This is a genomic window from Terriglobus albidus, assembly GCF_025685425.1.
Classification (GTDB): Bacteria; Acidobacteriota; Terriglobia; order Terriglobales; family Acidobacteriaceae; genus Terriglobus; species Terriglobus albidus.
Genome location: NZ_JAGTAS010000058.1, coordinates 1,071,234 through 1,095,681 on the forward strand (window position 1 = coordinate 1,071,234; position 24,448 = coordinate 1,095,681).

Annotated in this window: 19 protein-coding genes; 7 read left to right on the forward strand and 12 right to left on the reverse strand. The window is 59.6% G+C overall.

Annotated elements, in window-relative coordinates:
- The first annotated feature begins 50 nt into the window (after positions 1-50).
- The 4 genes from OHL21_RS23595 (at position 51) to OHL21_RS23610 (ending at position 6,202) form a co-directional block, all read left to right on the forward strand.
- The gene (locus OHL21_RS23595) at positions 51-896 is read left to right on the forward strand and encodes a 2,3,4,5-tetrahydropyridine-2,6-dicarboxylate N-succinyltransferase (protein WP_263419753.1); all 846 of its coding nucleotides are present in this window, start codon (positions 51-53) and stop codon (positions 894-896) included.
- Between the two features lie 124 nt (positions 897-1,020).
- Positions 1,021-2,688 carry a ribonuclease J gene (locus OHL21_RS23600; RefSeq protein WP_263419754.1) on the forward strand — a complete coding sequence of 556 codons (1,668 nt, stop codon included), beginning with the start codon at positions 1,021-1,023 and terminating at the stop codon, positions 2,686-2,688.
- Positions 2,689-2,831: 143 nt separating this feature from the next.
- A complete protein-coding gene (locus OHL21_RS23605; RefSeq protein ID WP_263419755.1) occupies positions 2,832-5,459 on the forward strand; it encodes a DNA translocase FtsK in 2,628 nt (875 codons plus the stop codon).
- A gap of 275 nt (positions 5,460-5,734) precedes the next feature.
- Positions 5,735-6,202 (forward strand): PA2169 family four-helix-bundle protein, encoded by a 468-nt coding sequence (locus tag OHL21_RS23610; RefSeq protein WP_263419756.1) that lies wholly within the window; start codon positions 5,735-5,737, stop codon positions 6,200-6,202.
- 156 nt (positions 6,203-6,358) lie between these two features.
- Here OHL21_RS23610 and OHL21_RS23615 read toward each other — a convergent pair whose 3' ends face one another.
- A complete protein-coding gene (locus OHL21_RS23615; RefSeq protein WP_263419757.1) occupies positions 6,359-7,738 on the reverse strand; it encodes a sigma-54-dependent transcriptional regulator in 1,380 nt (459 codons plus the stop codon).
- Complete coding sequence (locus OHL21_RS23620) at positions 7,735-8,856, reverse strand: two-component system sensor histidine kinase NtrB (protein ID WP_263419758.1); 1,122 nt, start codon at positions 8,854-8,856, stop codon at positions 7,735-7,737. Before OHL21_RS23620 ends, OHL21_RS23615 begins: the two co-directional genes overlap by 4 nt.
- Before the next feature lie 534 nt (positions 8,857-9,390).
- Here OHL21_RS23620 and OHL21_RS23625 point away from each other — a divergent pair.
- From OHL21_RS23625 to OHL21_RS23635, 3 genes are all read left to right on the forward strand, one after another.
- Positions 9,391-10,686: a TolC family protein gene (locus OHL21_RS23625; RefSeq protein ID WP_263419759.1), complete on the forward strand. Its 1,296-nt coding sequence runs from the start codon at positions 9,391-9,393 to the stop codon at positions 10,684-10,686.
- Positions 10,687-10,811: 125 nt separating this feature from the next.
- Complete coding sequence (locus tag OHL21_RS23630) at positions 10,812-11,951, forward strand: efflux RND transporter periplasmic adaptor subunit (protein ID WP_263419760.1); 1,140 nt, start codon at positions 10,812-10,814, stop codon at positions 11,949-11,951.
- Positions 11,952-11,953: 2 nt separating this feature from the next.
- Positions 11,954-15,100, forward strand: a complete 3,147-nt coding sequence (locus OHL21_RS23635) for an efflux RND transporter permease subunit (protein ID WP_263419761.1) — start codon at positions 11,954-11,956, stop codon at positions 15,098-15,100.
- Between the two features lie 194 nt (positions 15,101-15,294).
- Here OHL21_RS23635 and moaC read toward each other — a convergent pair whose 3' ends face one another.
- The 10 genes from moaC to OHL21_RS23685 form a co-directional block, all read right to left on the reverse strand.
- Positions 15,295-15,759: a cyclic pyranopterin monophosphate synthase MoaC gene (gene moaC, locus OHL21_RS23640; protein ID WP_263419762.1), complete on the reverse strand. Its 465-nt coding sequence runs from the start codon at positions 15,757-15,759 to the stop codon at positions 15,295-15,297.
- A 7-nt stretch (positions 15,760-15,766) separates the two neighbouring features.
- The gene (locus tag OHL21_RS23645; protein WP_263419763.1) at positions 15,767-16,972 is read right to left on the reverse strand and encodes a molybdopterin molybdotransferase MoeA; all 1,206 of its coding nucleotides are present in this window, start codon (positions 16,970-16,972) and stop codon (positions 15,767-15,769) included.
- Positions 16,973-17,126: 154 nt separating this feature from the next.
- Positions 17,127-18,305 carry a carboxypeptidase-like regulatory domain-containing protein gene (locus OHL21_RS23650; RefSeq protein WP_263419764.1) on the reverse strand — a complete coding sequence of 393 codons (1,179 nt, stop codon included), beginning with the start codon at positions 18,303-18,305 and terminating at the stop codon, positions 17,127-17,129.
- A 107-nt stretch (positions 18,306-18,412) separates the two neighbouring features.
- A complete protein-coding gene (gene queC / locus OHL21_RS23655) occupies positions 18,413-19,108 on the reverse strand; it encodes a 7-cyano-7-deazaguanine synthase QueC (RefSeq protein WP_263419765.1) in 696 nt (231 codons plus the stop codon).
- On the reverse strand, positions 19,092-19,361 hold the full coding sequence (locus OHL21_RS23660; protein ID WP_263419766.1) for a putative signal transducing protein: 270 nt from the start codon (positions 19,359-19,361) through the stop codon (positions 19,092-19,094). The genes queC and OHL21_RS23660 overlap by 17 nt, the downstream gene beginning before the upstream one ends.
- Positions 19,362-19,472: 111 nt before the next feature.
- The gene (locus tag OHL21_RS23665; RefSeq protein WP_263419767.1) at positions 19,473-20,156 is read right to left on the reverse strand and encodes a 7-carboxy-7-deazaguanine synthase QueE; all 684 of its coding nucleotides are present in this window, start codon (positions 20,154-20,156) and stop codon (positions 19,473-19,475) included.
- 4 nt (positions 20,157-20,160) lie between these two features.
- Complete coding sequence (gene queD, locus OHL21_RS23670) at positions 20,161-20,538, reverse strand: 6-carboxytetrahydropterin synthase QueD (protein WP_263419768.1); 378 nt, start codon at positions 20,536-20,538, stop codon at positions 20,161-20,163.
- Positions 20,539-20,789: 251 nt separating this feature from the next.
- Positions 20,790-21,035, reverse strand: a complete 246-nt coding sequence (locus OHL21_RS23675; protein WP_263419769.1) for a hypothetical protein — start codon at positions 21,033-21,035, stop codon at positions 20,790-20,792.
- 178 nt (positions 21,036-21,213) lie between these two features.
- Positions 21,214-22,104, reverse strand: coding sequence for a GDSL-type esterase/lipase family protein (locus tag OHL21_RS23680; protein ID WP_263419770.1), 891 nt, complete (start codon positions 22,102-22,104; stop codon positions 21,214-21,216).
- A 239-nt stretch (positions 22,105-22,343) separates the two neighbouring features.
- The gene (locus tag OHL21_RS23685; protein ID WP_263419771.1) at positions 22,344-24,350 is read right to left on the reverse strand and encodes an ATP-dependent DNA helicase; all 2,007 of its coding nucleotides are present in this window, start codon (positions 24,348-24,350) and stop codon (positions 22,344-22,346) included.
- Positions 24,351-24,448 lie beyond the last annotated feature (98 nt).

A 24,448-nucleotide genomic window follows, 5' to 3' on the forward strand; every position in this document is an offset into this window, starting at 1 on the left:
GGGGGCGTCATCCCCTACACTGGGATTACCGACTTTCAAGGAGATAGCTTTTGAGCACTACCCTCGAGCAGACCATTGAACATCACTTTGCCTCCGGAGCCGCAGCGATCGGCAACCCCGACGCTGAAAAGGCTTTCCTGGAGCTCCGCGGTCAACTCGAAGCTGGTACGCTGCGCTCAGCCTCTCCCGATGATGCCTCGTCGATCGGTTGGACGGTCAATGCATGGGTCAAACGCGGCATCCTTTTGGGTTTCCGGATCGGCCAACTCGAAGATCAGTCCTGCGGCCGCCTGAGCTTCATCGATAAAGCTACCTATCCGGCACGCACCTTTACTCCCGAACAGGGAGTCCGGGTGGTACCTGGCGGTTCGTCAGTACGCAGCGGAGCCTATCTCGCCAAGGGTGTGGTGATGATGCCTCCCGCCTATGTGAACGTTGGTGCGTATGTGGATGAAGGCACCATGGTGGATTCGCACGCTCTGGTAGGTTCCTGCGCACAGATCGGCAAGCGCGTCCACCTCTCGGCGGCATGCCAGATCGGAGGCGTGCTGGAACCCGTCAATGCCTCACCAGTGATCATTGAAGATGACGTCCTGGTAGGTGGAAATACGGGCGTCTATGAAGGGACGATTGTACGTTCTAAGGCTGTCCTCGCGGCCGGTACAGTGCTGACGCGCGGGACTCCGGTCTATGACACGGTGAACGGAACCGTTCTGAAAGCAACGGCGGACCAGCCGCTCATCATTCCGTCAGGCGCCGTTGTGGTTCCAGGTGCGCGTGCTATCACCAAAGGAAAAGGGACGGAGTGGGGGCTCTCTGTCTACACCCCCGTCATCGTAAAGTACCGCGACGAGAAGACGGATCTCTCGACGGCACTTGAAGACCTGCTGCGTTAGAGCATTTTTCTGTAGGCGTAGAGTAGGGTTCCGCATCTATGGGCGTTTTCCGCAATGAAAACGCCGCTGCACTCCTCTTCCGGGATACCCGGCAACAGGAAAAATGCTCTAGCATGAAGGTTTGATGAGTCTCGACAAGCTGCATATCATCCCGCTCGGCGGCCTTGGCGAATTTGGCATGAACTGCTGTGCCATTCGCTATGGCGACCACATTCTTGTCATCGATGCCGGACTCATGTTTCCGGACGAGGAACTCTTGGGTGTCGATATTGTCGTGCCCGACATCGGATACCTGGTCGAGAACCGTGAGAAGGTCAAAGCTATTCTGCTGACCCATGGTCACGAAGATCACATTGGCGGCCTTCCCTGGATTTTGACCGAGCTGCGCGACGTACCCGTCTACGGTACCGAGTTCACTCTCGCCTATGTCGAAGGCAAGCTGGAAGAGCACAAGCTGCTGGACGACACCGAGATGCTGGAGATGATCCCCGGTGAGCAGTTCCAGATCGGCCCCTTCCGGATTCAGCCAATCCGAGTGACGCACTCCCTCGTGGACTGCGTTTCGCTCGCGATCCATACCCCGGTGGGGACAATCCTGCATACAGGAGACTTCAAGGTCGACCTGGCTTCGCCGGACGGGCACCCTTTCGACCTGCAGGCATTTGCTGAGCTTGGGAAGAACGGCGGCGTACTCGCCCTTCTGCAGGATTCAACCAACGTCGATCGGCCAGGACACACGCCGAGCGAACTGGCCGTAAAGCCACGGTTGGACGAGATCTTCGGACGGACAAAGAAGAGGCTCTTCTTCTCTTGCTTCTCATCGTCGATCCACCGGCTGAAGCTGGCCTTCGAGCTTGCGGACAAACATGACCGCAAGGTTGCCGTCATCGGGCGATCGCTCGACAACTCCACCGAGATTGCCGCAGACCTTGGATATATCGATATACCGCCAGGCATTTTGATCAATGGCGGGCAGATCAAAGACTATCCGCCGGAGCAGGTTTGTGTCCTGATCTCGGGAACTCAGGGTGAGCCGATGTCGGCGCTTTCCCGTGCCGCCGTGGACAACCATAAACATGCGCGGATTGAGCCCGGCGACACCGTTCTGCTCTCGAGCCGCATCATCCCCGGCAACGAAAAAGGCATCTTCCGCATGATCGATCACCTGGTCCGCCGGGACGCGAACGTGATCTTCGACGACGGCACCCAGGGAACCATCCATGTGAGCGGGCATGCCAGCCAGGAAGAGCTTCGCCTGATGATCAACCTGGTGAAGCCGAAGTACTTCATCCCGGTGCACGGCGACTATCGGCATCTGAAGCGCCATGCGGAACTTGCCGCATCGACCGGGATTCCGAAACAGACCTTCCTGCTGGAAGACGGAGACGTGCTGGAGCTGACGCGCGACTCGGCCACACGCCAGGACAAAGTGCAGGCAGGCAGAATCCTGATCGATGACGGCTCGACGGCAGATGTGGTGGACGATCTGGTGATTCGCGATCGCCGGCACCTTTCGGAGGCCGGTTTGCTGCTGCCGATCCTCGCCATCAACAAGCTGACCGGCCTGGTAGAAGGAGCGCCGGAGATCATCGCTCGCGGCTTTGCAGTGCCCGATCCAGCCATTCTGACGGAAGCGCGGCAGGTGATTGCGCGCACGCTGGATGCCTCCTCGAACGAGGAGAAAGGCGACTACGGTGTGATTAAGGAGAAGATCCGGACGGACCTGAAGCGCTACATCCAGAAGAATACAAGCCGGCGGCCGTTGATCATGCCGGTAATTCTGGAGATTTAGAGATCCCCTGCCTGGCTCCCCGGTAGCCAGGTAGGTTCCCCAGGTGGCGATTTCCGGCACGGAAGCCGACTCGAAACGAGGACAATGAAAGGTACTTCCGCGCTTTGCGCGCGGAAGCGGTCCGTATTTGTTCCGAGGTGTCGATGAAGCCACTCCGTTTTGTTACAACGCCGACGCGTAATCGCCGCCTGAACGAGCTGATTGGTCTGGCCGTTCTGGTAGGGGGCGGTCTGCTGGCGCTGGCGCTGGTCAGTTATACGGCGACCGATCCCTCCTGGAACACCGTGGGAGGCTACGCCACAGGGCGTCCGGCACATAACTGGACAGGCATCGTAGGCGCCTTCATCAGCGACGCTACACTGCAGCTTCTCGGTATCGCCGCGTTCGCCGTACCACTCTCAGTTATGAGGCTGGGCTACTGCTGGATGCGGTCGCGTCCGGCGGGCTCGCCTGTCGCAAAATCCGTAGGCCTGGCGATCTGGATCTTCTTTGGCCCGGCGATGTTTGCGCTGCTTCCGGGACATATGCTGTGGCGGAGCACGCTGCCCATTGAAGGCGTGGAAGGCCGCTTGATGGCAGACAGCATCATTGCCCTGCTGAACTTCCCAGGCGCCTGCATTGTCGTCGCCCTGATGGTGGTAATGGCCACCTATCTCTCCACGACCTTTACCTTCAACACTGCCCGTGAGTGGGCGACGGCCCGCTTCGCCTTCCTACAGGCCATGCAGGACCGTTGGCGCAACTGGCGTGGCACCCGTGCCTCACGGGCGGATCGGGCAATCGCGGAGTACGAGAGCAAGCGCGAACGCGCCATGGAGCGCGATCGTCGTAGCCGTGAGAAGGCTGACCGTAAAGCGGAGAAGGCCGCCGCCGCGAGCGAAAGCACCTCCCTGCTCAGCAGCCTGTTCGGCTGGTGGGGCCGCAAGAAGGCGCAGCCTCAGCCTTTGGGGGAGCAGACCAACGCGGATCCGGTCGAGACGGAGGCATCGCCGGCACCCTCTGTGTGGGCGAAAGTGCCGCGTACTATGGTCGACGCCCCGGTTGAGAACGGAGATCCTGTGCTGCCCGCCGCTTACGCCGCCGCTGTCGAGGAACGCCTCCACCAGGCAACCATCGAAGAGCCTACTCCGGAATGGGCTCACCATCCTGCACAGGCCGAGCCGGAGACGCCGCGAAAGATCGTCAACTTCCCCGCCCCGGTTACTCCGGCCGCGCAGCAGACAGAGACCGAGGAAAAAGAGATCTCCTTTGGCAAGCGTGCCGACGAGAAGCTGAAGACTGTTACTCTGACTGCGAAGAGCGTGCATGGCTACAAGCTGCCGCCGTCGAGCCTGCTGCACCGCAGCGAGGAGCCGACCATTGTTCGAGAAGAAGCTCTTCGCGAAGAAGCCCGCACACTGGTTGAGAAGTGCGCTGAGTTCGACGTTCACGGTCAGGTTACGCAGATCAACCCCGGCCCCGTGGTTACTACGTTCGAGTTCCGCCCGGAAGCCGGCGTTAAGTATTCGCGCGTTACGGGCCTTGCCGATGATCTCTGCCTGGCAATGGCGGCCGAAAGCATCCTGATCGAACGTATGGCCGGCAAGAGCACCGTTGGTATCCAGGTGCCGAACAGTGAGCGCGAGACGATCTGGCTGCGCGATATTGTCGAGAGTGAGCACTTTGCCAACACGAAGTCTCGCCTGGCGATGGCGATGGGCAAGGACATCAATGGCCGTATCGTTACCGCCGACCTTGCCTCGATGCCGCACGTCCTGATTGCCGGATCCACCGGCTCGGGTAAGTCCGTGGCGATCAATGCCATGATCATGAGCGTGCTCTTCAAGGCGACGCCGGAACAGGTGCGTATGATTCTGGTCGATCCGAAGCGCGTAGAACTCGGCATGTATGAAGGCATCCCGCATCTCTTCACGCCGATCATCACAGAGCCCAAGCTGGCCGCGAATGCGTTGCGCAATGCGGTCCGCGAGATGGAACGCCGGTTGAAACTGCTCGCCTCCAAGCACGTCCGCAATATCGACCAGTACAACAAGCTCTTTGAAAATGGCACGCCGTCTATGTTCGAGGATGATGAAGAGCAGCAGCCGCTGCCGTACATCATGATCATCATCGATGAGCTCGCTGACCTGATGATGCTGGATAAGGCCAACGTCGAAGAGGCCATTACCCGTTTGGCGCAGATGGCGCGCGCTGTCGGAATTCATCTCGTGCTGGCGACACAGCGTCCTTCGGTCGACGTGATCACCGGCCTGATCAAGGCGAATGTGCCGACACGTATGAGCTTCCGTCTCGCGACCAAGGTGGACTCGCGTACCATCATCGACTCCAATGGCGCCGAGAGCCTGCTGGGACGCGGCGACATGCTCTTCCTGCCGCCGGGAACTTCGCGGCTGCAGCGTGTGCACGCTCCGTTTGTTACAGAAAAAGAGATCGCCGCGGTGACCGACTTCTGGAAACAGCAGGGTGAGGCTGAGTATGTTCAGGGCTTCCTGGAAGGTCCGAAGGACGATAAGGGCCGCGACCTGGATGCGATGGATGGCGACGATACAAACGATGAACTCTTTGACGATGCCGTCAAACTGGTCTTCGAGTTTGGGAAGGCATCGACGAGCCTGCTGCAGCGCCGTCTGCGTATCGGATACGGCCGTGCGGCGCATTTGATCGACATGATGGAGCGTGACGGTCTGGTAGGCCCTGCCGAGGGGTCCAAGCCGCGGGAGATTCTCAAGAGCGCGGACTGGCTTCGTGAGACGGATCCAGCGATGCGTTAGTGGTTATTTTGTTAAGCTCCCTTTTTTTTACAACGAGATACGGAACGGTTAAACCGTTCCGTATCGGCTTTTAGGGGCAAACCCTTCAAAGATGAAAGCATCCCATCGTGATACATGGCGCCGGTTAATTATTTTCCGGCGGAGATGCAGAAGTGGCTGGCAGGGGAGTAGGATTTTCGCGATTTCTCCTGCTTGTCGCCGGCGAAGGAGAATCGCAACGCAGCCGGCGGACCCTGTTCCAGCCACAGAAATTTCTGAACTACGGAGGATACCCCATGGCCATGACCGATGCCGAAAAACAGAACCGAATCAACGACACATTACGGGAAGTGATCCAAGTCCTGATCGATGGACAGGAAGGTTTCCAGACGATCGGTGAACACCTGAAGGATGACATGCTGCGGCGTTACTTTCTGGCGGAAAGCCTGAAGCGGGCCAGCTTCAGAGCTGACCTGGAAAACGAATTGCATCGCGCCGGCTTTCATGACGTGAAAGAGAGTGGAACGATAGCCGGTACGATGCGCCGATCGTGGGGCGATCTGAAGGCCAAGCTCGGAGGTGGCGACTACACGTTGCTGGCTACAGCCGAGCAAGAAGAAGACAGCACCAAGAAGGTCTACTCCAAGGCCGTTCAGGAAGCGCTACCGCTGCCGGTGCATAAGATGCTGAGCGAGCAGTATGCGCATATCCAAACGTCGCATGATTACGTCCGCAGTGCGCGTGATCGGCGTAAAGCGGCTTAGAGGAACGATGTTAAACACAAACGGCCCCATGGGGCCGTTTGTGTTTTTGGGTGTTCCTGGCCACCCTAGCGTTGCGAGCGTTCACCCCAGCGAACAAAGTTCGCCGGGGACCCCGAGGGTGTGGACCCGGATAGGTAATACAAGGACAAACAAACACTAGAGATCGTCTTTGGGGGCCGACTCAGGGGCGAGGCCGTGCTTTTCCATGCGATAGATAAGGGTGCGGCGGCTGATGTCGAGGTAGCGGGCAGCCTGGGTCTGGTTGCCGTTGAACTTCTCGAGTGCGCGGCGGATCAGGTCTCGTTCGAGAGCTTCGAGACTAATGCCCTGTTCCGGAAGGTCGGGCCAGAAGGGGGCAGGACGCGGTGGGGCGGTGAGCTCCGGCGGAAGGTCTTCGGTGGAGATGACCTCTGACGTCGAGAGCACCACCAGGCGCTCCATCACATTTTCTAGCTGGCGGACATTGCCAGGCCAGTGATAGGCGATGAGATGTTGCAGCACCGCCGGCGAGAGACGTAGATGCTCAATGGCGTGCCGCTTGCGTGCGCGTTCAAAGAGCACCTCAATCAACTCCGGTAGATCTTCTCTTCGCTCCCGCAGTGGCGGAATGCGCAGCGGAACGACAGCAAGACGATAGTAGAGGTCTTCACGAAAAGTTCCATCTTCGACCATGGCGGACAGGTCGCGATGGGTCGCAGCGATAACACGGACATCGACCTTGATGGGATCAGTTGCGCCGAGCTTGGCAAGCTCTCCTTCCTGCAGGACTCGCAGCAGCTTGACCTGAGCTTCGAGGGGAAGTTCACCGACTTCATCGAGAAAGAGCGTGCCGCCGTTGGTGGACTCGATGCGGCCTTCTTTGTTCGCAACAGCTCCGGTGAAGGCGCCTTTGGTGTAGCCGAAGAGTTCGCTTTCGACGAGATCGCGCGGGATAGCGCCGCAGTTGATAGCAGAGAAGGGGCGTTTGCCTCTGCGGCTATTGTGATGAATGGCGCGAGCCACAAGCTCCTTGCCGGTGCCGGTCTCTCCCTGGATAAGCACCGTTGCATCGCGCTGGGCGACACGGGCCGCCTGATCGAGGACGCGGAGGAGTCCCTTGGAATGTCCGACAATGGCTTCGAAGCCATAGCGCTGGTCAAGCGCGGAACGAAGGGTCTGGACCTCTTCGATGAGGCTCTGACGTTCCATCGCGCGATGAACAACGAGGACAAGCGCATCAAAGTCGAGAGGCTTGGTGACATAGTCATAGGCGCCGAGCTTCATCGCCTCGACGGCCGTCTCGACTGTGCCGAAAGCGGTAACAACAATGACTGTCGTGCGAAGGCCTGCGTGCGTAATACGTGAGAGCAGCTCCAGACCCGTTGTGGGCATGCGCAGATCAGTAATGACAAGCTGAGGCTCGGATTCGCGAAGCATGCGCCAGGCCTCTTCGCCATCGGAGGCGACGGAGACCTGATAGCCCGCTTCCTCGAGCTGCAGCTTCATCACGCGCCGGAGGCTGACATCGTCATCGACGACAAGGATGCGATTACTCACGCCACCTCCACGGGCCGATGTAGCGGCGCGGATGTGAGGGGAAGCTCAACTCGGAAGATGGCTCCCTGACCGGCGTTCGGAGCGCAAGTCAGAGTTCCGCCGTGCTGGCCGGCGATGTTGGCGGCGATCGCAAGGCCGAGACCAGTACCATTCTCGCGGGTGGTAAAGAAAGGCTCGAAGATACGGGCGCGGACTTCGGGACTAATGCCCTTCCCCTGATCGCGCACCTCGATGCAGAGGTTGCTACCTTGCACAAAGCTGCTAAGGGTAACGGTTCCTTCTCCTTCGGTTGCCTGGATGGCGTTTAAGACAAGATTCAGCAGAAGCTGCTTGATCTGCTCCGGATCGCACTCGACAGGGGGCAGTGTTGTGTCATTGAGGACCTGCAGCGTCACGTTCTGACGGTTCGCTGTGTGTTGTGCCAACGCGGCGACAGAGGCGACCATCTCCGCGGGCTCCATCCATTGCATGCGGGGAAGACGTGGTCGGGCAAAGTCGAGGAAGTTCGTGAGGAGCTTGTTGAGGCGCTGCGATTCCTTGGTAAGGATCTCCAGACACTCGGCGCGGGCTTCCGCAGATGCCTGTCCTCGTGCAAGGATGCCCGCGGCGCCGCTGATACTGGCGAGTGGATTCCGTATCTCGTGAGCGAGACTGGCGGAGAGCTGGCCGGCCGCACTGAGGCGCTCTGATTTGCGGAGCTGGTCAATGTTCTGGCGCAACTCGGTGTAGACGTCTTCCAGCTCGCGTTTGGTGGTCTCGACCCGGCGGCGTTGCATGCGTTCGCGGTCAGCGAGCAGGCCGGCGATGACACCGGCAGCGCCGAAGGTGCTGAGCTCGACCACCTGATCCTGTGCATCGATGGGAGCGCGGAACCAGTGACGGTAGATGGAAGGAAGAAACAGAAGAGTCGCTAGAAGAACAGTACGCGCGGCACCACGCCAGCCAAAGAAGAGGCCAGCGAGCATGAAGGGGAGAATATTGAGGTGGTGGAGGATATTGTGCACCACCACATAGCGTGATGGGACTACCCAGGTGAAGATGGCCAGCAACACCACGAGGATGCCGACAAGTGCGGCCTTTGCCTGCGACGATCGCAACGCAGATGGAAGCTGGGCCATAGTGTCATTGTCCCATGCGGGCGGCGACGGCATGGGCCAGCGGGGCTGGTAGACGGCGGGCATCGTTGAGTTGGATAGCAATTCCGGAGCCAATGTGGGGGATATTGCGCTGGCGAGAGCCGTGGGCTTTTAGCCACGGTCTATCTTCTCAATATAGAAACGGGTTTTTAGCCCTGGACCTCCTCTGTCCCTTAAGGAGAAAAGCCCATTTCTTTTACGCCTTATCAGCGGGCTGAAGCCGGCTGCTCCCACCGCTCTTCACAAGGATCAAGCGTAGCCATATTCAGCCTTCAGGACTAGACGGCCTATTGGTTAGTGCTCTCTAGGAAATCTCAGATTCCCTTGTTCCTCTGTGAGCTTCGCTCCCACATTTGCTTCGCAGATATGGGGCACCCGCGATATGGGATGCATCGAGTGCCGGATTGCGGGCAGTGGTGTACCAAATGGGACATCGTAGAGGTTCAAATCCCCATGAATATGGGGATTTTGATTTGGCGCGCGAATTGCCATAGAACTGATGTGACGCTAGGAAAGTTGCTCCTCCTCCCACTGTTGCCGGCGGCTTTGCTGGCAGCCCAGACGCCTGTGGATGCGCCGCTGCCGGCAGAGCCTGCACCGCAGCAGACGGCTGTAGCCGCTACATCCGGCGAGTTGCGGCTGACGCTTGATGATGCCCTGGCCATGGCGCGACGCAACAGTCCGCGCCTGCAGGAGGCGCTTGCGGCAACACAGCGCGGCCAGGCAGCGGTACAGACGGCGCGCGCCTACACGAACCCTAATGTCGAAGTCTTCCAGGGCCGCCAGTATGCACGGCCGATCAAAACACCCGGAACTCCAGGTCTGCTGCAGCACTATGCGGGTTACCAGACCATTGAGATTCCCACGGAACGTAGTGCACGACGCAAGGCAGCGGAGTTCATGGCGGCAAGCGCGCGAGCGGCCGAGCGCGGTGTGGGCCTGAATGTGATGGCGGATACGCAGCGTGCGTTCTATGAGGCGCTGAAGCGGCAGGAGGAGATCAATCATGCGCGCGAGAATCTGGCGCTGGTCGAGGACCTCCGGCGGCGTGTCGAGGTCGAGGTGAATGTCGGCGAAAAAGGCAAGCTGGAGCTGACACGAGCAGAAGCGGAGTTGGCTCGTGCGCGGTTCGCAGTAAACAGCGCGCAAATCGAATACGCTTCGGCAATCGCAATTCTGCGTGCGGTGATTGCGGCACCTGCGGATGCAAATCTGATTCCGGTGGGCGTGACCACGGCACACATGACTCTGCCGCCGCTGGATACGCTACGCGACCAGGTGCTGACCGCACATCCGGCAGTCGCGCAGTCTGAGGCAGAGTTGAATGCAAGCCGATCGACACTGGACCGCGAGAAAGCGCTTCGTATTCCGCAGCCGACTGCTTTTGCCGAATTTGAGAACCAACCCGATCTGCGCTACTGGCGAGCCGGCATCACGATTCCGATTCCGCTGTGGGACAGGCGGCGTGGACAGATTGCGGATGCAAAGGCAGCGATCTCACAAGCCAACGCGACGCTGGATCAGCGGCGCCTGGAGCTGGTGAGCGCGCTGGAACGGGCCTATGAACAGTACCAGCTGGCTGACCAGCAGGTGACATCGCTGGAGGCCGGATCGCTGCGAGCTGCAGAAAGCGCGGTGGAGGCGGCGAAGTCTGCATACCGGTTCGGTGAGCGCGGCATTGTTGAGGTTCTGGACGCACAGCGCGTACTGCAAAGTGTGCGCGGCGATTTGCTGGATGCGCAGTTCGCGCGCCAGTCTGCATTGATCGATCTGGAAGAACTGGGCGCACTGACGCCGGGAGCGAGGCCGTGATGACACGATGGTTGAAGCATTTTTCCTGTTGCTGGGTATCCCGGGAGGAACGTGCAGCGGCGTTTTCATTGAGGAAAACGCCCACAGATGCAAAAGCCCTGTACTACACCTACAGAAAAAATGCTTTGGCGGCCGCGGCAATGGCCGCGGTGTTGCTGGGGGCAGGTTGTAAGTCGAAGCCGAAGGAAGCGAAGGCGGCAACAAGCGCCGGAGATCCAAACATCGTGACGGTGACGCCGGTGCTGGCCGAGAGCCTGAAGTTCGGAACACCGCAGATGGCCGAGGTGAACGGGACACTGCAGGTGGCCGCTCGTGTTGAGACAGATGCGCAACGTATTGCGCGCGTCGGATCTCCGGTCTCCGGACGCATTCTGAACCTGCTGGTCTTTGAAGGGCAGTTCGTGCGCGCAGGAGCGGTTCTGGCAACGTTGCACAGCACCAACCTTTCGGACACGCAGTTCGCCTTGATCAAAGCAGCGTCGCAGCGGGAGCTTGCCGCAGCAGCGGAAAAGCGCGCGGAGCAACTGGTGGCGGCGGATGTGATTGGGCGAGCGGAGCTGGAGCGGAGACGTGCCGAACGATTGCAGGCGGCTACCGAAGAGGCGAGCTATCGCACGCAACTGCTCGGCCTCGGCATGACTGAAGCACAGATCCGGCAACTGGAGACATCACGCAAGCTGAGCGCCGATTATCCAATCGTTGCTCCAAAGAGCGGAACCGTGTTGAAGCGCGAGATCACCATTGGACAAGTGGTACAGCCCGCAGACCCTGCATTCACCATCGCCGACCTGTCGAATGTGTGGATCACAGCGGATGTCCCTGAGCAGGAGGCCGGAATACTGAAGCAGGGGATGAATGTCGAAGTGCGTGTCCCCGCGCTGAAGGATCTGCAGCTCAACGGCCGGCTCTCATTTGTTTCTCCCATTGTCGATCCGGCAACTCGCACCGTAGAGGTGCGTATGGATGTTCCAAACCCCGACGGGCGGTTGAAGCCAGATGAACTCGCCAGCATGACCTTTACTGGGCGCAGCGACCATAAGCTGACGGTACCGAACGCTGCAGTGGTACGTGAAGACAATAAGGACAACATCTTCGTGCAGATCGGGCCACAGCGATACATCCTGCGTGAGGTAACACTGGGCGAGGAAGAGAACGACAGGCGCGTTGTGATTAGCGGTGTAACGCCGGATGAGCGGATGGTGACCGAGGGAGCCTTTCACCTGAACAATCAGCGCAAGCAGGCTGCGATCAAAGGAGAGAAGTAGGCATGTTGCAGTCCATCATTGCAGCTGCTCTGCGGCAGCGCCTGATCCTCGTGGTGGTCGCATGCGTGATGGTGGGGTTCGGCCTCAACGCAGCGCAGAAGCTTTCGGTCGATGCCTTTCCGGATGTAGCCAACATACAGGTGCAGATTGCAACCGAAGCCGCGGGCAAGAGCCCGGAAGAGGTAGAGCGCTTCGTCACCATTCCGATTGAGATCGCGATGACCGGCCTGCCAGGCATGACGGATATGCGGTCCCTGAATAAGCCTGGCCTGTCTTTGATCACGCTGGTCTTTACGGATGAGAGCGATCTTTACCGTGAACGGCAGATGGTTTCGGAAAGGCTCGCGGAGCTGCGTGACCGCATGCCGGAAGGTGTGACGCCGGTATTGGGGCCGATCACCAATGCATTGGGTGAGGTGTACCAGTACACGCTGGAGCTTCCCGGCGAGGCGGAGCAGCACCATGTGCTGACGCGGGATGAGTTGATCGAGCGTCGCACGCTGCAAGACTGGGTGGTTCGTCCCCTGCTACGCGGTGTTTCGGGTGTTGCAGAGATCAACTCCACCGGAGGCTACGTCAAGCAGTACGAGACCCTGGTCGATCCGCAGAAGCTGCACTACTACAACCTGACGATCAACGATGTGAGAGCGGCGCTGGCACGCAATAACGCGAATGCCGGCGGAGGTGTTCTACCGCAACACGCCGAGCAGTACCTCATCCGCAGCGTGGGCCTGGTGCGCGATGTAGCCGACATCGAGAACATCGTTCTGAAGGAGAACAAGAACACTCCGGTTTATGTGCGCGATGTAGCGACGGTACGCATCGGGACCGAGGTCCGCTATGGTGCGATGATGAAGAACGGATACACCGAGGCCGTAGGCGGAGTGGTGCTGATGACCAGCGGCGGTAACGCCAAGGAGATCGTAAGCCGCGTCAAGGAACGCGTGGCGGAGATCAACGGCAAGCACATGATTCCCGGCGGACTGCAGCTTGTGCCCTACTACGATCGGTCGCAACTGGTAGATGCGGCGATTCACACCGTAACCGAGGTGCTGGGGGAAGGTATCGTCTTCGTTGTCGTGATTCTGTTCCTCTTCCTGGGGGATCTGCGATCGAGTTTGATCGTCAGTGCAAACCTGATCCTGACACCACTGCTGACGTTCCTGGTGATGAATAACATCCATCTTTCAGCGAACCTGATGTCGCTGGGCGGTTTGGCGATTGCCATCGGCTTGATGGTGGATGGATCGGTTGTGGTGGTGGAGAACGTCTTCGCCCGGCTGAGCCATAACCATGACCATGTACACAGCGAGGAAAAGCCTTCGAAGCTGCGCATCGTTCTGGATGCGACGCAGGAGGTGGCAACCCCGACACTCTTCGGCGTGACGATTATCATTTTGGTCTTTCTGCCGCTGATGACGCTGGAAGGGATGGAAGGCAAGATGTTCGCTCCGCTGGCGTATACCATCGCGATCGCGCTGGGTATCTCGTTGGTGTTGAGCCTGACGCTGTCGCCGATTCTCTCGTCCTATCTGCTGAAAGGAGGATCGGAGGAAGATACGCGACTGGTGCGGTGGCTGCGCAAACCGTATACGGCCATTTTGAACTGGGCGCTGGGTCATCGCAAGGTTCTGGTCACCGGTGTGGTGCTCGCGTTCTTCGGCTCTCTGGCGCTGTTCCCTTTCCTGGGGACCTCGTTCATCCCTGAGATGCAGGAGGGCACGCTTTCGCCGAATGCTGACCGCGTGCCGAACATCTCACTGGAAGAGTCACTGCGGATGGAAGGACAGATGCAGAAGCTCATCATGAGCGTGAAGGGCGTGGAGAATGTGGTGTCGCGAGTAGGGCGTGGCGAATCACCTGCTGATCCAGCCGGACCGAACGAAGCTGATGTGCTCGCATCGCTGACATCGTTTGATGAGCGTCCGCGCGGCATGACGCAGGACAAGATCGCGGAGGAGATCCGCACGAAGCTGGCGGCTCTTCCCGGCATCAACCTGGTGATGTCTCAACCGATCAGCGATCGTGTGGACGAGATGGTCTCGGGCGTGCGCGCCGACGTTGCGGTGATGCTGTACGGCGATGACCTTGGCCTGCTGGTGGAGAAAGCAAACCAGATTGCGAAGGTCGCGACGGGGATCCAGGGAACACAGGATACGCGCGTAGATCGTGTAGGCGGACAGCAGTATCTGACGATTGACATCGACCGTGGAGCGATTGCGCGCTACGGACTGAACGCCTCGGATGTGAATGATGTTATCGAGACAGCGATCGCAGGCAAGTCAGCCACTGAGGTCTACGAGGGAGAACGGCGCTTCGCGAGCGTGGTGCGTCTTCCCGCCAACTTACGCGATTCGGTGGAAGATATCCGGCAGTTGCAGATCAGCTCTCCCGATGGGCCGCGTGTACCGCTTAAAGATTTGGCCACTGTCAAGGTTGCGGAGGGGCCGGCGCTTATTAATCGCAATATGGGCAAACGCCGTATTGTGGTGGGTGTGAATGTGCAGGACCGCGATCTTGGCGGCTATGTCGCCGAGCTGCAGCAGAAGGTGGGCCAGCAAGTGCCGTTGCCCGCGGGCTACTACATTGAGTGGGGCGGGCAGTTCCATAACATGGAGCGGGCGCTGCATCACTTGATGATCATCGTGCCGATTACGATTGCGGCGATCTTCTTCCTGCTGTTCATTCTGTTCAAGTCAGTTCGCTTTGCGGCGCTAATCATCACGGTGCTGCCGCTGGCCTCGATTGGCGGGATCCTGGGGCTGTTTGTCTCCGGCGAGTATCTATCCGTACCTGCATCTGTCGGTTTCATCGCCCTGTGGGGTATTGCCGTATTGAACGGCGTAGTGTTGGTCAGCTATATCCGCAAGCTTCGCCAGGAGGGATTGTCACAGGAAGATGCCATACGGCAGGGAGCGCGTCTGCGTTTCCGACCGGTGATGATGACGGCGACAGTGGCGGCGCTGGGGCTTGTTCCCTTCCTGTTTGCTACGGGACCGGGGTCGGAGATTCAGAGGCCGCTGGCCATTGTGGTGATCGGAGGTCTGGTGAGCTCGACTGCGTTGACGTTGATTCTGCTGCCGGTGGTGTATGCCACGTTTGAGGGAAAGAATGCGCAGGTGGCGTTGGAGGAGACGCCTGAAGTGTAGCTACTGGTTGAATGGTTGAATGGTTGAATAGTTGGATAGTTGAATGTGAAAAGCGGTTCGCGCGAAGCGCGAATGCCCAGGTTCCAGGGGGGACCTGAAGCACCCGGTGTAGTGGCTAAATAAAGCATTGAGCCACACCTGTGAAGCGGGTCCTTCACTTCGTTCAGCGGATGACAAGCAGAAGACTCGTGCCTTTATTCGCGGCGCCACTCGCCGCTTTTGCCGCCGGATTTGGCGATGAGCTGGACGTGGCGGATGCGGATGCCTTTGTCGAGTGCTTTGGTCATGTCGTAGATGGTGAGAGCGGCGATGGAGGCTGCGGTCATGGCTTCCATTTCGACGCCGGTGCCGGCGACGGTTGCTGCTGTTGCGCGTATGCGGATACCTTCCGGCTCAATCTCAGTTTCGATGTCGATATAGCTAAGCGGCAGCGGATGACACATCGGGATCAGTGTCGAAGTCTGCTTCGCAGCCTGGATGCCGGCGAAGCGAGCCACTTCGAGAGGATTGCCCTTAGGATTCTGCGGCAGCGCGGCGAGGGTCTGGGCCGAGAGCTCTACGAAGGCCTCCGCGATCGCTTCGCGGCGGGTCTGAGACTTGGCGGAGACGTCCACCATATGTGCCTGGCCGGCGTCGTCGTAGTGAGAGAGTTTACTCATGACAGGCCTAGCGTAGCAGGAGCGTGACCGGATCGCCTGCCGCGATGCTCTCGCGATCTGAGGGAAGAACGGCGTAACAGTTGGCGCGGGCGTTTGCCGCGAGGTCTCCGGAGCCCTGCCATGGCACCAGGCGAACCGTTGGTGTGAGCGAAGATTCAAGATGAGCCGGAAGGAAGCGGGTGAGGCCCGGTTTGTGCTTCATCGGTTCCGCGGCAGCAGCCTGTGCAAACACTGGTGAGAGATTCGTCTGTCCGCCAAGAGCGCGAAGCATAGGCGCGGCAAAGAGCAGGAAGGTGACCTGCGTCGAGACGGGATTGCCGGGATGACCGAAGAAGTAGGGGCCGTTGTGCAGACGGCCGAAGACAGCGGGTTTGCCGGGCTGGATCGCCGCACCGGTGAAGTAGAACTCGGCGCCAAGCTCAGCGAGCACCTCTTCGACAAGGTCGTGTTTGCCTGCAGAGACTCCTCCGGAGAGCAGGGTCAGATCGTGGGAACGGGCCTGGAGCAGGAGATCGCGAAGCGATTCGCGAGTGTCGGCGGCGATGGGCAACGCCGATGGAATGCCGCCCGTCTCGCGAACCAAGGCAGCGAGCGCGTGGGTGTTGGAGTTGCGGATCTGGTGGGGGAGCGGAGTCTCTTCGACCGTTACCAGCTCGTCACCGGTCGCGAGGATGGCGACCGAGGGCTGCGTGTGCACCCAGAGTTGGCTGCCGCCGACGCTGGCCGCAAGACCAATCTCGGCGGCGCCGAGGCGGACGCCGATAGGAAGGATGCTCTGGCCTCCGGTGGCTTCGGAGCCTGCAGGGACGATGTTCTCGCCGGGGCGAAGGATGCGGTCTGGAGCGAGCAGGATGTGATCGCTGGAGCGCTCGACGTGTTCGAGCATTACAACGGCGTCGGCACCCGCCGGCACGGGAGCACCGGTCATGATCTCGATCACCTCTCCAGGTGCAATCGCAGTTCCCTGCCAGGCCTTTCCGGCAGGAAGGAAGCCGGTCACCTTCGCCTGCCTGTCGCGGCTGAAGCTTTCGGCATCGACAGCATAGCCATCGCGGGTAGAACGATGGAAGGGCGGCTGGTCGCGGTCGGCGAGCAGTGGAGCCGCCAGCGTGCGGCCCAGGGCTTGTTCGAGAGGGATGGACTCGACTGCCGGTATGGGGAAGTTTCCCGCGTGTTCGAGGACGAGGTCGAGGGCTTGAGTGAAGGTGAGCAAGATAGGCTCCGGAAGTTTCTGGGTATTTCCGAACCCACCCTAGCTTTGCGAGGGTGGGGCACCCTGGTAAAGGTATCGTCTGTAAAGCGGTTCGAGCCGTGAAAAATGCGAAGGCCCCACAGAGCGTGGGGCCTTCTGGTAGATCACAAGCGGCTTACTTCTTCTTGCCGGCCTTGTAGCTGGACTTGATCTCAGCGCCGATGCCTGTGAGGATGCCCTTGACCTCTTCGGCATGAGCGCCGTTGGGGTCAAGCTCCAGATACTGCTGGTAGGCTTCGACAGTTCCCGGAGGAGCGGTGATCTTGTTAGTCTTCGGATCGACCGTAGCCTTGGGGATCAGGGCCTGGCCCTTGATGTAGTAGGCCATCGCCTGATTTGGATCGACAGCGATGGATTTGTCCGCGGCGGCAGCGGCTGCTTCAAGCTGCTGCCCGTTGTAGAAGGTGGCGGCGGCGTTGAAGTAGTAGGTCTTGGCCTTGGCCGGGTTGGTCTTGGCGGCTTCTTCGTAAGCCGCATTCGCTTCATCAACCTTGCCGGACTTGGCGAGAGCTGCGCCCATGTTGCCCAGGGCCTCGCCCGCGATCTCGGGGTTCGGCTTCTTGGCGGTGGCGTTCAGCTCCTTGACCTTCTTGTAGGCATCGGCGGCGGCGGCGTACTTGGCCTGGACATCGGGATCGGTGGCAGCCGGCTTACCGGCCTTCTTGTCGTTCGCGGCGGCGGTATCAGCCTGACCGAGCAGAGCGTTGCCATACTCGAACCAGAGAATCGGCTCGTCGGGCTTGGCGTCGACGGCGCCTTTCATCGTGTTCGCCGCTTCGTCATAGTTCTTGCTGGCCATGGAAGCGCGAGCCGCGCCGAGCGCCTGGTTCAGATTGGCGACCTTGGCATTGGCTGCGGTGGCAGCGGCGTTCTGTTTCTTGAACTCCTCGAGCTGCTTCTTCTCTTCCGGCGTCATCTTGTCCGTAAATTCCTTACGGGTCATATCGATGTCGACCTGCTTGTCCTGACCGGAGGTGAGAGTGACATTGTCGATGAAGTCGATGCTGCGGCCATCGGCGGAGAAGTAGATAGCGACGTAGGTGTCGGGAGCGACATCGCTTCCTTTGTAGTTACCGGTGCCGTCAACCTGGAAGGTATAGGCATACTTGCGGCTCTTCTCGTCGGAGGTGCGGTCTTTTGTCAGCTTGACGGAGCCGGAGGTCATGGCCTGACCGGCGGGATTCTGAACATGGCCGTGGATGCTGGCCGGGGCCTGCTGTGCCACGATGGCGACCGGAGCGGAGAGCGCGAGCGCGACGAAGGCCACGCCCATCGAATTACGGAAGGTGATCATGGTGATTTTCTTCTTCTCCTGCGGCGCGCTAGCTGAGCAGGCGCCGTGTCTGCTTGAAATTTTAAAACCCTGAAATCTGGCGTTCGTTGTCTGCGGCAGGCCTGGCTTCAGCGCGCCGCGTAGGGTATAGGATCGGCCGCTCCTGCCTCGCGGAATGCCCGTAACCGTAGGACGCAGCTTTCGCAGACTCCACAGGCGGCGTCCTGCCCGGAATAGCATGACCAACTTACATGGAACGGAGCACCAAGTTCAACTCCCAGCCGGACGATCTCGGCCTTTTTCAAGTGAATCAGCGGCGTCAAGATGCGAATATCGCCCTCTTTGGTTCCTGCCTGAATGAGCTGATTAAATGCCTCGTAATAGGCTGGCCGGCAGTCAGGGTAGCCGGACGAGTCCTGCTCGACGGCGCCGATAAAAACCGTCTTCGCGCCGAGCACCTCGGCCCAGGAGACGGCAGCGGAGAGGAAATGCGCGTTGCGGAAAGGAACGTAGGTAACTGGCACCTGCTGACCGATGGCAGCTTCCTCTTCCGGAGCGTCGGGGACGGCAATGGACTCGTCGGTCAGAGCAGAACCGCCGATCTTACGGAAGAGATCGATCTTCAGATGCAGAAAGTCTTTGAAGCCGAGAAGTTCGGCCGCCTGCCGGGCAGAGAGAAGCTCACGAGCCTCAGTCCGCTGCCCATAGGAGAAGTGGACGGCATAAGCGTCGAAATCACGCGTGGCAAGAGCAGCACAGACAATAGAGTCCATGCCACCGGAGAGCGAGACTACGGCACGGGGCCGGTTAGAGGTCGTTGCCATCGTCTGCGAGCGGCGCTCCTTCTGCGGGTGCGGGTGGATTATTCAGGAGCTCTAGAGCGGTCTCCTCGTCGGCACGGCGTACTTCAAGGCGTGAGCCGACTCCGGCGGGAATCACATGGCTGGCCTCATCGCCGGAGAGAAAGAATTCGATGCCGGCGGACTCGAGGATACCGCTGGCCAGGTCCGCCTCAGCAGGGTTGGAAAAACGGGCGACAGTCACCAGATCGTCAGGGTTCTTGCTGGTCGAGCTCATTGCGGGGTCCCTTTCTGAAAAGCAGTTCCTAGTTGCTAGATGCTAGTTCCTGGTTGTCAGTTGGTGAGAAGGACTGCACCGTTATCCGGCAGCCGAATGCATCGCTGAAGATTAGACTCCCTTTTTCTGGGGTTCCCAGATGAATTTGTGGATCTGGAGGCTGAGGCGGGCGGGCAGGCCGTCGGCGAGCATCCATTCGACGAGAAGGCGGGGATCCAGGGTCGCGTTGTCGGCGGTGCGCAGCGGAGAGGGCGTCTTCTGGAAGGCCGGGGAGAGCAGAACGTGGCCGCACCTCGCCGCGAGCGCGTGCTCCCGGATGAAGTCGCGGGCAAACTCGTAGTCAGCCCGGTCACTGATGACAAACTTCACCTCATCATTTCCCGTAAGCGCGTCGAGATTGGGCATGTGAAAGCTGTTGGCGGCCGATCCGGCGCCGGGGCACTTCACGTCCACGATCTTATGGACAGCCCGGGGAACATCGGCCAGGGGGCGCTCGCCGCTGGTCTCCATCATGAGCGTAAAGCCTTTCGCCAGGAGGCGATCCATCAGGGGAAGCAGCTCTCGCGCCTGCAGCATGGGTTCGCCGCCGGTGAACTCCACAAGGGTGCAGGGGAAGAGAGCGGCGAGTTCAGCCTCGATCTGTTCGAACGTGTAGGGCTTGCCGCCGGTAAAGGTGTACTCGGAGTCACACCAGGAGCAGCGCAGGTTGCAGCCCGCCAGACGGACGAAGATGCATGGCATGCCGGCGAAAGAAGACTCACCCTGTACCGATTTGTAGAGTTCGATCAGGTGCACGGAGTTACTCGAAGTAGCGAGCCATGGAGGTGTCGGTCTCGTACATGACGCAGTCCTTCACTGAGACACGGCCGTTGGTCATCTCCAGCATTTGCTTGCTGGTCTCCTGGTAGAAGTAGCGCGCCAGGTTTTCGGCGGACGGGTTGACCTCATCGAAGGGCTTGAGATCGTTGATCATCTGGTGGTCGAGGTAGTTGACCACGGGACGCATGACCTGCTTCAACAGCTTGAAATCGAGCAACAAACCACTATCGTCCAGTTCCTTGCCCTGCAAGGTGACCAACACACGGTAGTTGTGCCCGTGCGGGTTCTCGCACTTGCCGTGATAGTTGCGGAGGTAGTGGCCGGAGGAGAAGGTCGCCTCTACGGTGATCTCAAACATGACGCGGTCTGCTTTCTAAAAATGCTTCAGTTACCAGTTTACTTGCTAGAGCATTTTCACTGTTGCTGGATATCCCGGAAAAGGCGTGCAGCGGCGTTTTCATTGCGGAAAAACGCCCAAAGATGTGGAAGCCCGCAGTACACCTACAGTAAAAATGCTCACGTTGCTGGTTTCTGGTTGCTAGTTGCTGGTTGAAGCAAGAGAAGTGGCAACCGGATCACCGTCGGCTCCGCGGCGAATTTGCTGATAAATCAGGAGTTACGGCGACTGCGACGCCTTTCCTCCGCGCGCCGTTCGGCCTGTTCGAAGAGGGTGGAGAGCACTCCGCTGAGGGCAACAATGAGTGAGATTACCAACAGGATAAGGCCCATCGTGCGCCACAGCGAGACATCGCCGGGAGAGCCGGGCTCGCGGGCGATGTTGGTATAGGCCAGACCGCAGGAGATCAGAGCGAACAGGAGGAGCGTGCCGGCAAGAATGAAGAGATTACGTCCCACAAGTTCTATTAAACGCGATTTGTAGGGTATGGGCGATATGGGACATATCCTCACTCCTAATACGAGGCGGGACCAAGTGACGAAAGACGATTCGAGCTTCGCTCGAACATCCCACCCATCGCAAATCACCACGATGCGCGATGGATGGGGCACCCAATGTTTCGGTTCTTGAAACGCCTTAGGGGTGATACGGGGAAACGCTCTCACCTTCTTTCGAGAGCCATGTGCGCACAGGGTTGGGATTCAGAGCGCGCAGTGCGGAGATGACGATGCGGGCGTTGAGCTCAGCGCCTTCGAGTGAGGTGTGGGTGTGGGGGTCGGCGAAGAGTTTTTCGACGGCTTCGTGCGGCATAGCATCGTAAGCGCGGGCGATGGCCTCGTTCAGATCGAGGAAGGGGACATGCTCCTGGTCAGCGACCTCATGCGCCCATGTGCCGTACTGGTCGCGGTGGATCTTGCCAGTGGCTTCCTCCCATGTCTTGCGTGGGATTGGAGAACAGATGACCGGAATCGCTCCTTTGGCCTTCGTCTCGCGTACAAACTGCCGCAGATACCAGCCGTAGCTGTGCACCGTCTCGTGTTTGCGCGTGATGGGATTGTCGATCTCCTGCGCCTCGTCACCGGTTCCCTTCAGCGTGCCGCGAGCGCGGGCTTTGTCATCAAGAGGGCCGCTGTCGTTGTGGCCGAACTGCATGAGAACAACGTCACCCGTCTGCACCTGCGCGAGAACACGGCTCCAGTGATCGCGATAGTAGGTACGCGAACTTCGCCCGCCGAGCGCTCGATTGACGACGTTCATCTTGTCAGTCTGGAAGAAGGGATCGAGCTCATCGCCCCATCCCCACTGGCCGCCCTTGCCCTGGCCGTCGCCATTGCGCACGGTGGAGTCACCGATGAGCCAGAGTGTTGGAAGGCCGGGATGGGCGATGGGTCTCAAAGCGGCTTCGGCCTTGGCGTTATCGAGAGCGGGATCGGTCCACTGGTTGCCGTTGGGATTGCTGTCTGGTGTTTGTGCGTGCAATGTGAAAGCGAGCAGCCAGCAGAGGCCGAGGCAAAGGAGGTTCCGCATGGCAACTATCCTAGGACGTATCGGTAGATTTCGGCGAGGCCTACGCTCGTTCTCTCATTCTTCGTGCTCCGCATCCCGAAGGAGAAATATCTCGCGTTTATGCTCAGAATAATGAAGGCCGGGCCCATGTCCCCGAGGGAGACCATCCCAACGAACGAGTTCATTGGGGACCCCGGACATGGGCACCCCTTGCATCGGCTGTCTTGAATTATGTCGATATGCCCGGAAGATCGATACTCTTATGCGAAGAAGTTTTCGACTTCTGTAATGTCGTCCGTGAGGCGATACGAGGGCAGGCTTTCCAGGAAGATGCGGCCATAACGTTGGCGCTGGATACGTGGATCGAGAAGCATGAGCACGCCGCGGTCGTTGATGCTGCGGATCAGGCGGCCGAAGCCCTGCTTTAATGCGATGACTGCCTGCGGGACCTGCAGATCGAAGAAGGGCTGACCACCGGTGGCGGTGATGGCTTCCATGCGCGCCTGAATGACCGGGTCAGAGGGCACCGCGAAGGGCAGGCGATCGACGATGACGCAGCTTAGCTGTTCGCCCTGCACATCGACGCCTTGCCAGAAGCTGCTGGTGCCAAAGAGCACCGCATTCGGAGTTGCGCGGAACTCATCAAGCAGAGCCTTGCGCGGCGCCTGCCCTTGAAGGAAGAGCGGGAACGGCACCTCAACCAACATACGCTCGTAGAGCTCACGCATCTGCTGATAGCTGGTGAAGAGGCAGAAGGCGCGGCCGGCGGTGATCTCAAGCACGCGGCGGGTTCGTTCGACAGCATGCTTCATAAATGCAGGATCACGGGGGTCGGGCATGCCCTGCGGCAAATAGAGCAGCGCCTGCTTGCCGTACTGGAAGTGCGATGGAACGATGAGCTCGCGTGCGCTTGTCATGCCCAGACGCTTGCGAATGTGCTCAAAGCCGGCCTGCACGGTGAGTGTGGCCGAAGTGAGGATGACGGAGCTGAACTTCTCCCATAACGTCGCAACCAGAAGCTCGGAGACATCGATCGGAGTGGCCTGCAACTGTGTGTGCAGCGCGGGGGCCGTATCGCGGCGGGCAGCGGTGCGCACCCCACCGATAGGGCGGCGCTCGATCCAGAAGACGGTGTTCGGATCTTCCGTCTCCATCAGGAAACGGAGATGAGCGCGGATGTCGTTGCAGCGCTTCTTCAGACCCTGTACCTCGTCGACATCTTTCACACGATCAAGCTCGCCGAAGAAACGTTCGAGAGCGGCGAGTAAGGAGAGATAAGCTTCGCCGTTGAGTTCGAGGAAGTCGGTGCGTCCCGTGAAGGGCATGCGGCCCGGGGAGTTGGCGTGGGGCAACGTGGAGAAGAAGAGGCGCGCGCGGTCTTTGAGGGTGGCGATAGCGGAGTCGACACCGGCAACGACGACCTGACGAGCACGCAGCAGAAGCTCGGTATCGCGCGCCAGCTCGTCAAAACGGCCGGTGGAAAGCGAGATGCCAAAGTAGGCGCTGGCGACATCTTCCAGCTCGTGCGCCTCATCGAAGATCACCGCGGCTGCTTCGGGAAGGACACCGGCGTCAGGTGCTCCTGCCGCTTCCTGTTTGATGGAGAGGTCGGCGAAGAAGAGGTGGTGATTGACGATGATGAGGTCGCTCTCAACTGCCCGGCGGCGCATCTGCGTAATGAAGCAGCGCTCGAAGTTGGGGCAGGTCTGGCCGAGGCAGGCTTCGGTGCGGGCATCGAGTTTGGACCAGAGCGCAGACGACTCCGGGAGCACGGTCAGCTCGGCGCGGTCACCGGTCTCGGTGGTCTGTTCCCACTCGGCGATCTCGCGGTATTGGTTGATCTCTTCCAGGCCGTTGAGGATGGGCTGGTCGCGCAAGGCGTACAGCTTCTGCCGGCAGAGATAGTTGGCGCGCCCTTTCATGTAGGTGACGCGTAAGGCACCGAGCAGTGACTCCAGAAAGGGGATGTCTTTGAAGAAGAGCTGTTCCTGGAGGTTCTTGGTGCCGGTGGAGACGATGACACGCTGGCCACGCTCGCGGGCGAAACGGAGGGCGGGAAGAAGGTAGGCGAGGGTTTTGCCGGTGCCGGTGCCGGCCTCCACGATCAGGTGCCTGCCATCGTCGAGGGCGCTCTCGACGGCCTTGGCCATTTCGAACTGGCCGCGCCGGTGCTCGTAGGTGAGCGAAGACTGGGCCAATACTCCGCCGGGCGCGAAGAACTCGTGCAGCGTGGGGAGGTTCTCCGAGATGGCGGGAGGTGAAGACAAGGTGAAAATCTCACCTCATGATATCGCGGCGGGCTTTCGAAAAACGGTTCGCGCGGAGCGCGAATGCCCAGGTCCCTTAAGGGATCCGGAGCACCCAG

What these genes read in the sequence shown, in the direction of transcription:
- queD (WP_263419768.1), bottom strand. Translation starts at nt 20,538, where the DNA reads ATGTTTGAGATCACCGTAGAGGCGACCTTCTCCTCCGGCCACTACCTC.
- OHL21_RS23610 (WP_263419756.1), top strand. Translation starts at nt 5,735, where the DNA reads ATGGCCATGACCGATGCCGAAAAACAGAACCGAATCAACGACACATTA.
- queC (WP_263419765.1), bottom strand. Translation starts at nt 19,108, where the DNA reads ATGGCAACGACCTCTAACCGGCCCCGTGCCGTAGTCTCGCTCTCCGGT.
- OHL21_RS23620 (WP_263419758.1), bottom strand. Translation starts at nt 8,856, where the DNA reads ATGGCCCAGCTTCCATCTGCGTTGCGATCGTCGCAGGCAAAGGCCGCA.
- OHL21_RS23605 (WP_263419755.1), top strand. Translation starts at nt 2,832, where the DNA reads ATGAAGCCACTCCGTTTTGTTACAACGCCGACGCGTAATCGCCGCCTG.
- OHL21_RS23650 (WP_263419764.1), bottom strand. Translation starts at nt 18,305, where the DNA reads ATGATCACCTTCCGTAATTCGATGGGCGTGGCCTTCGTCGCGCTCGCG.
- OHL21_RS23635 (WP_263419761.1), top strand. Translation starts at nt 11,954, where the DNA reads ATGTTGCAGTCCATCATTGCAGCTGCTCTGCGGCAGCGCCTGATCCTC.
- OHL21_RS23680 (WP_263419770.1), bottom strand. Translation starts at nt 22,104, where the DNA reads ATGCGGAACCTCCTTTGCCTCGGCCTCTGCTGGCTGCTCGCTTTCACA.
- OHL21_RS23600 (WP_263419754.1), top strand. Translation starts at nt 1,021, where the DNA reads ATGAGTCTCGACAAGCTGCATATCATCCCGCTCGGCGGCCTTGGCGAA.
- OHL21_RS23660 (WP_263419766.1), bottom strand. Translation starts at nt 19,361, where the DNA reads ATGAGCTCGACCAGCAAGAACCCTGACGATCTGGTGACTGTCGCCCGT.
- moaC (WP_263419762.1), bottom strand. Translation starts at nt 15,759, where the DNA reads ATGAGTAAACTCTCTCACTACGACGACGCCGGCCAGGCACATATGGTG.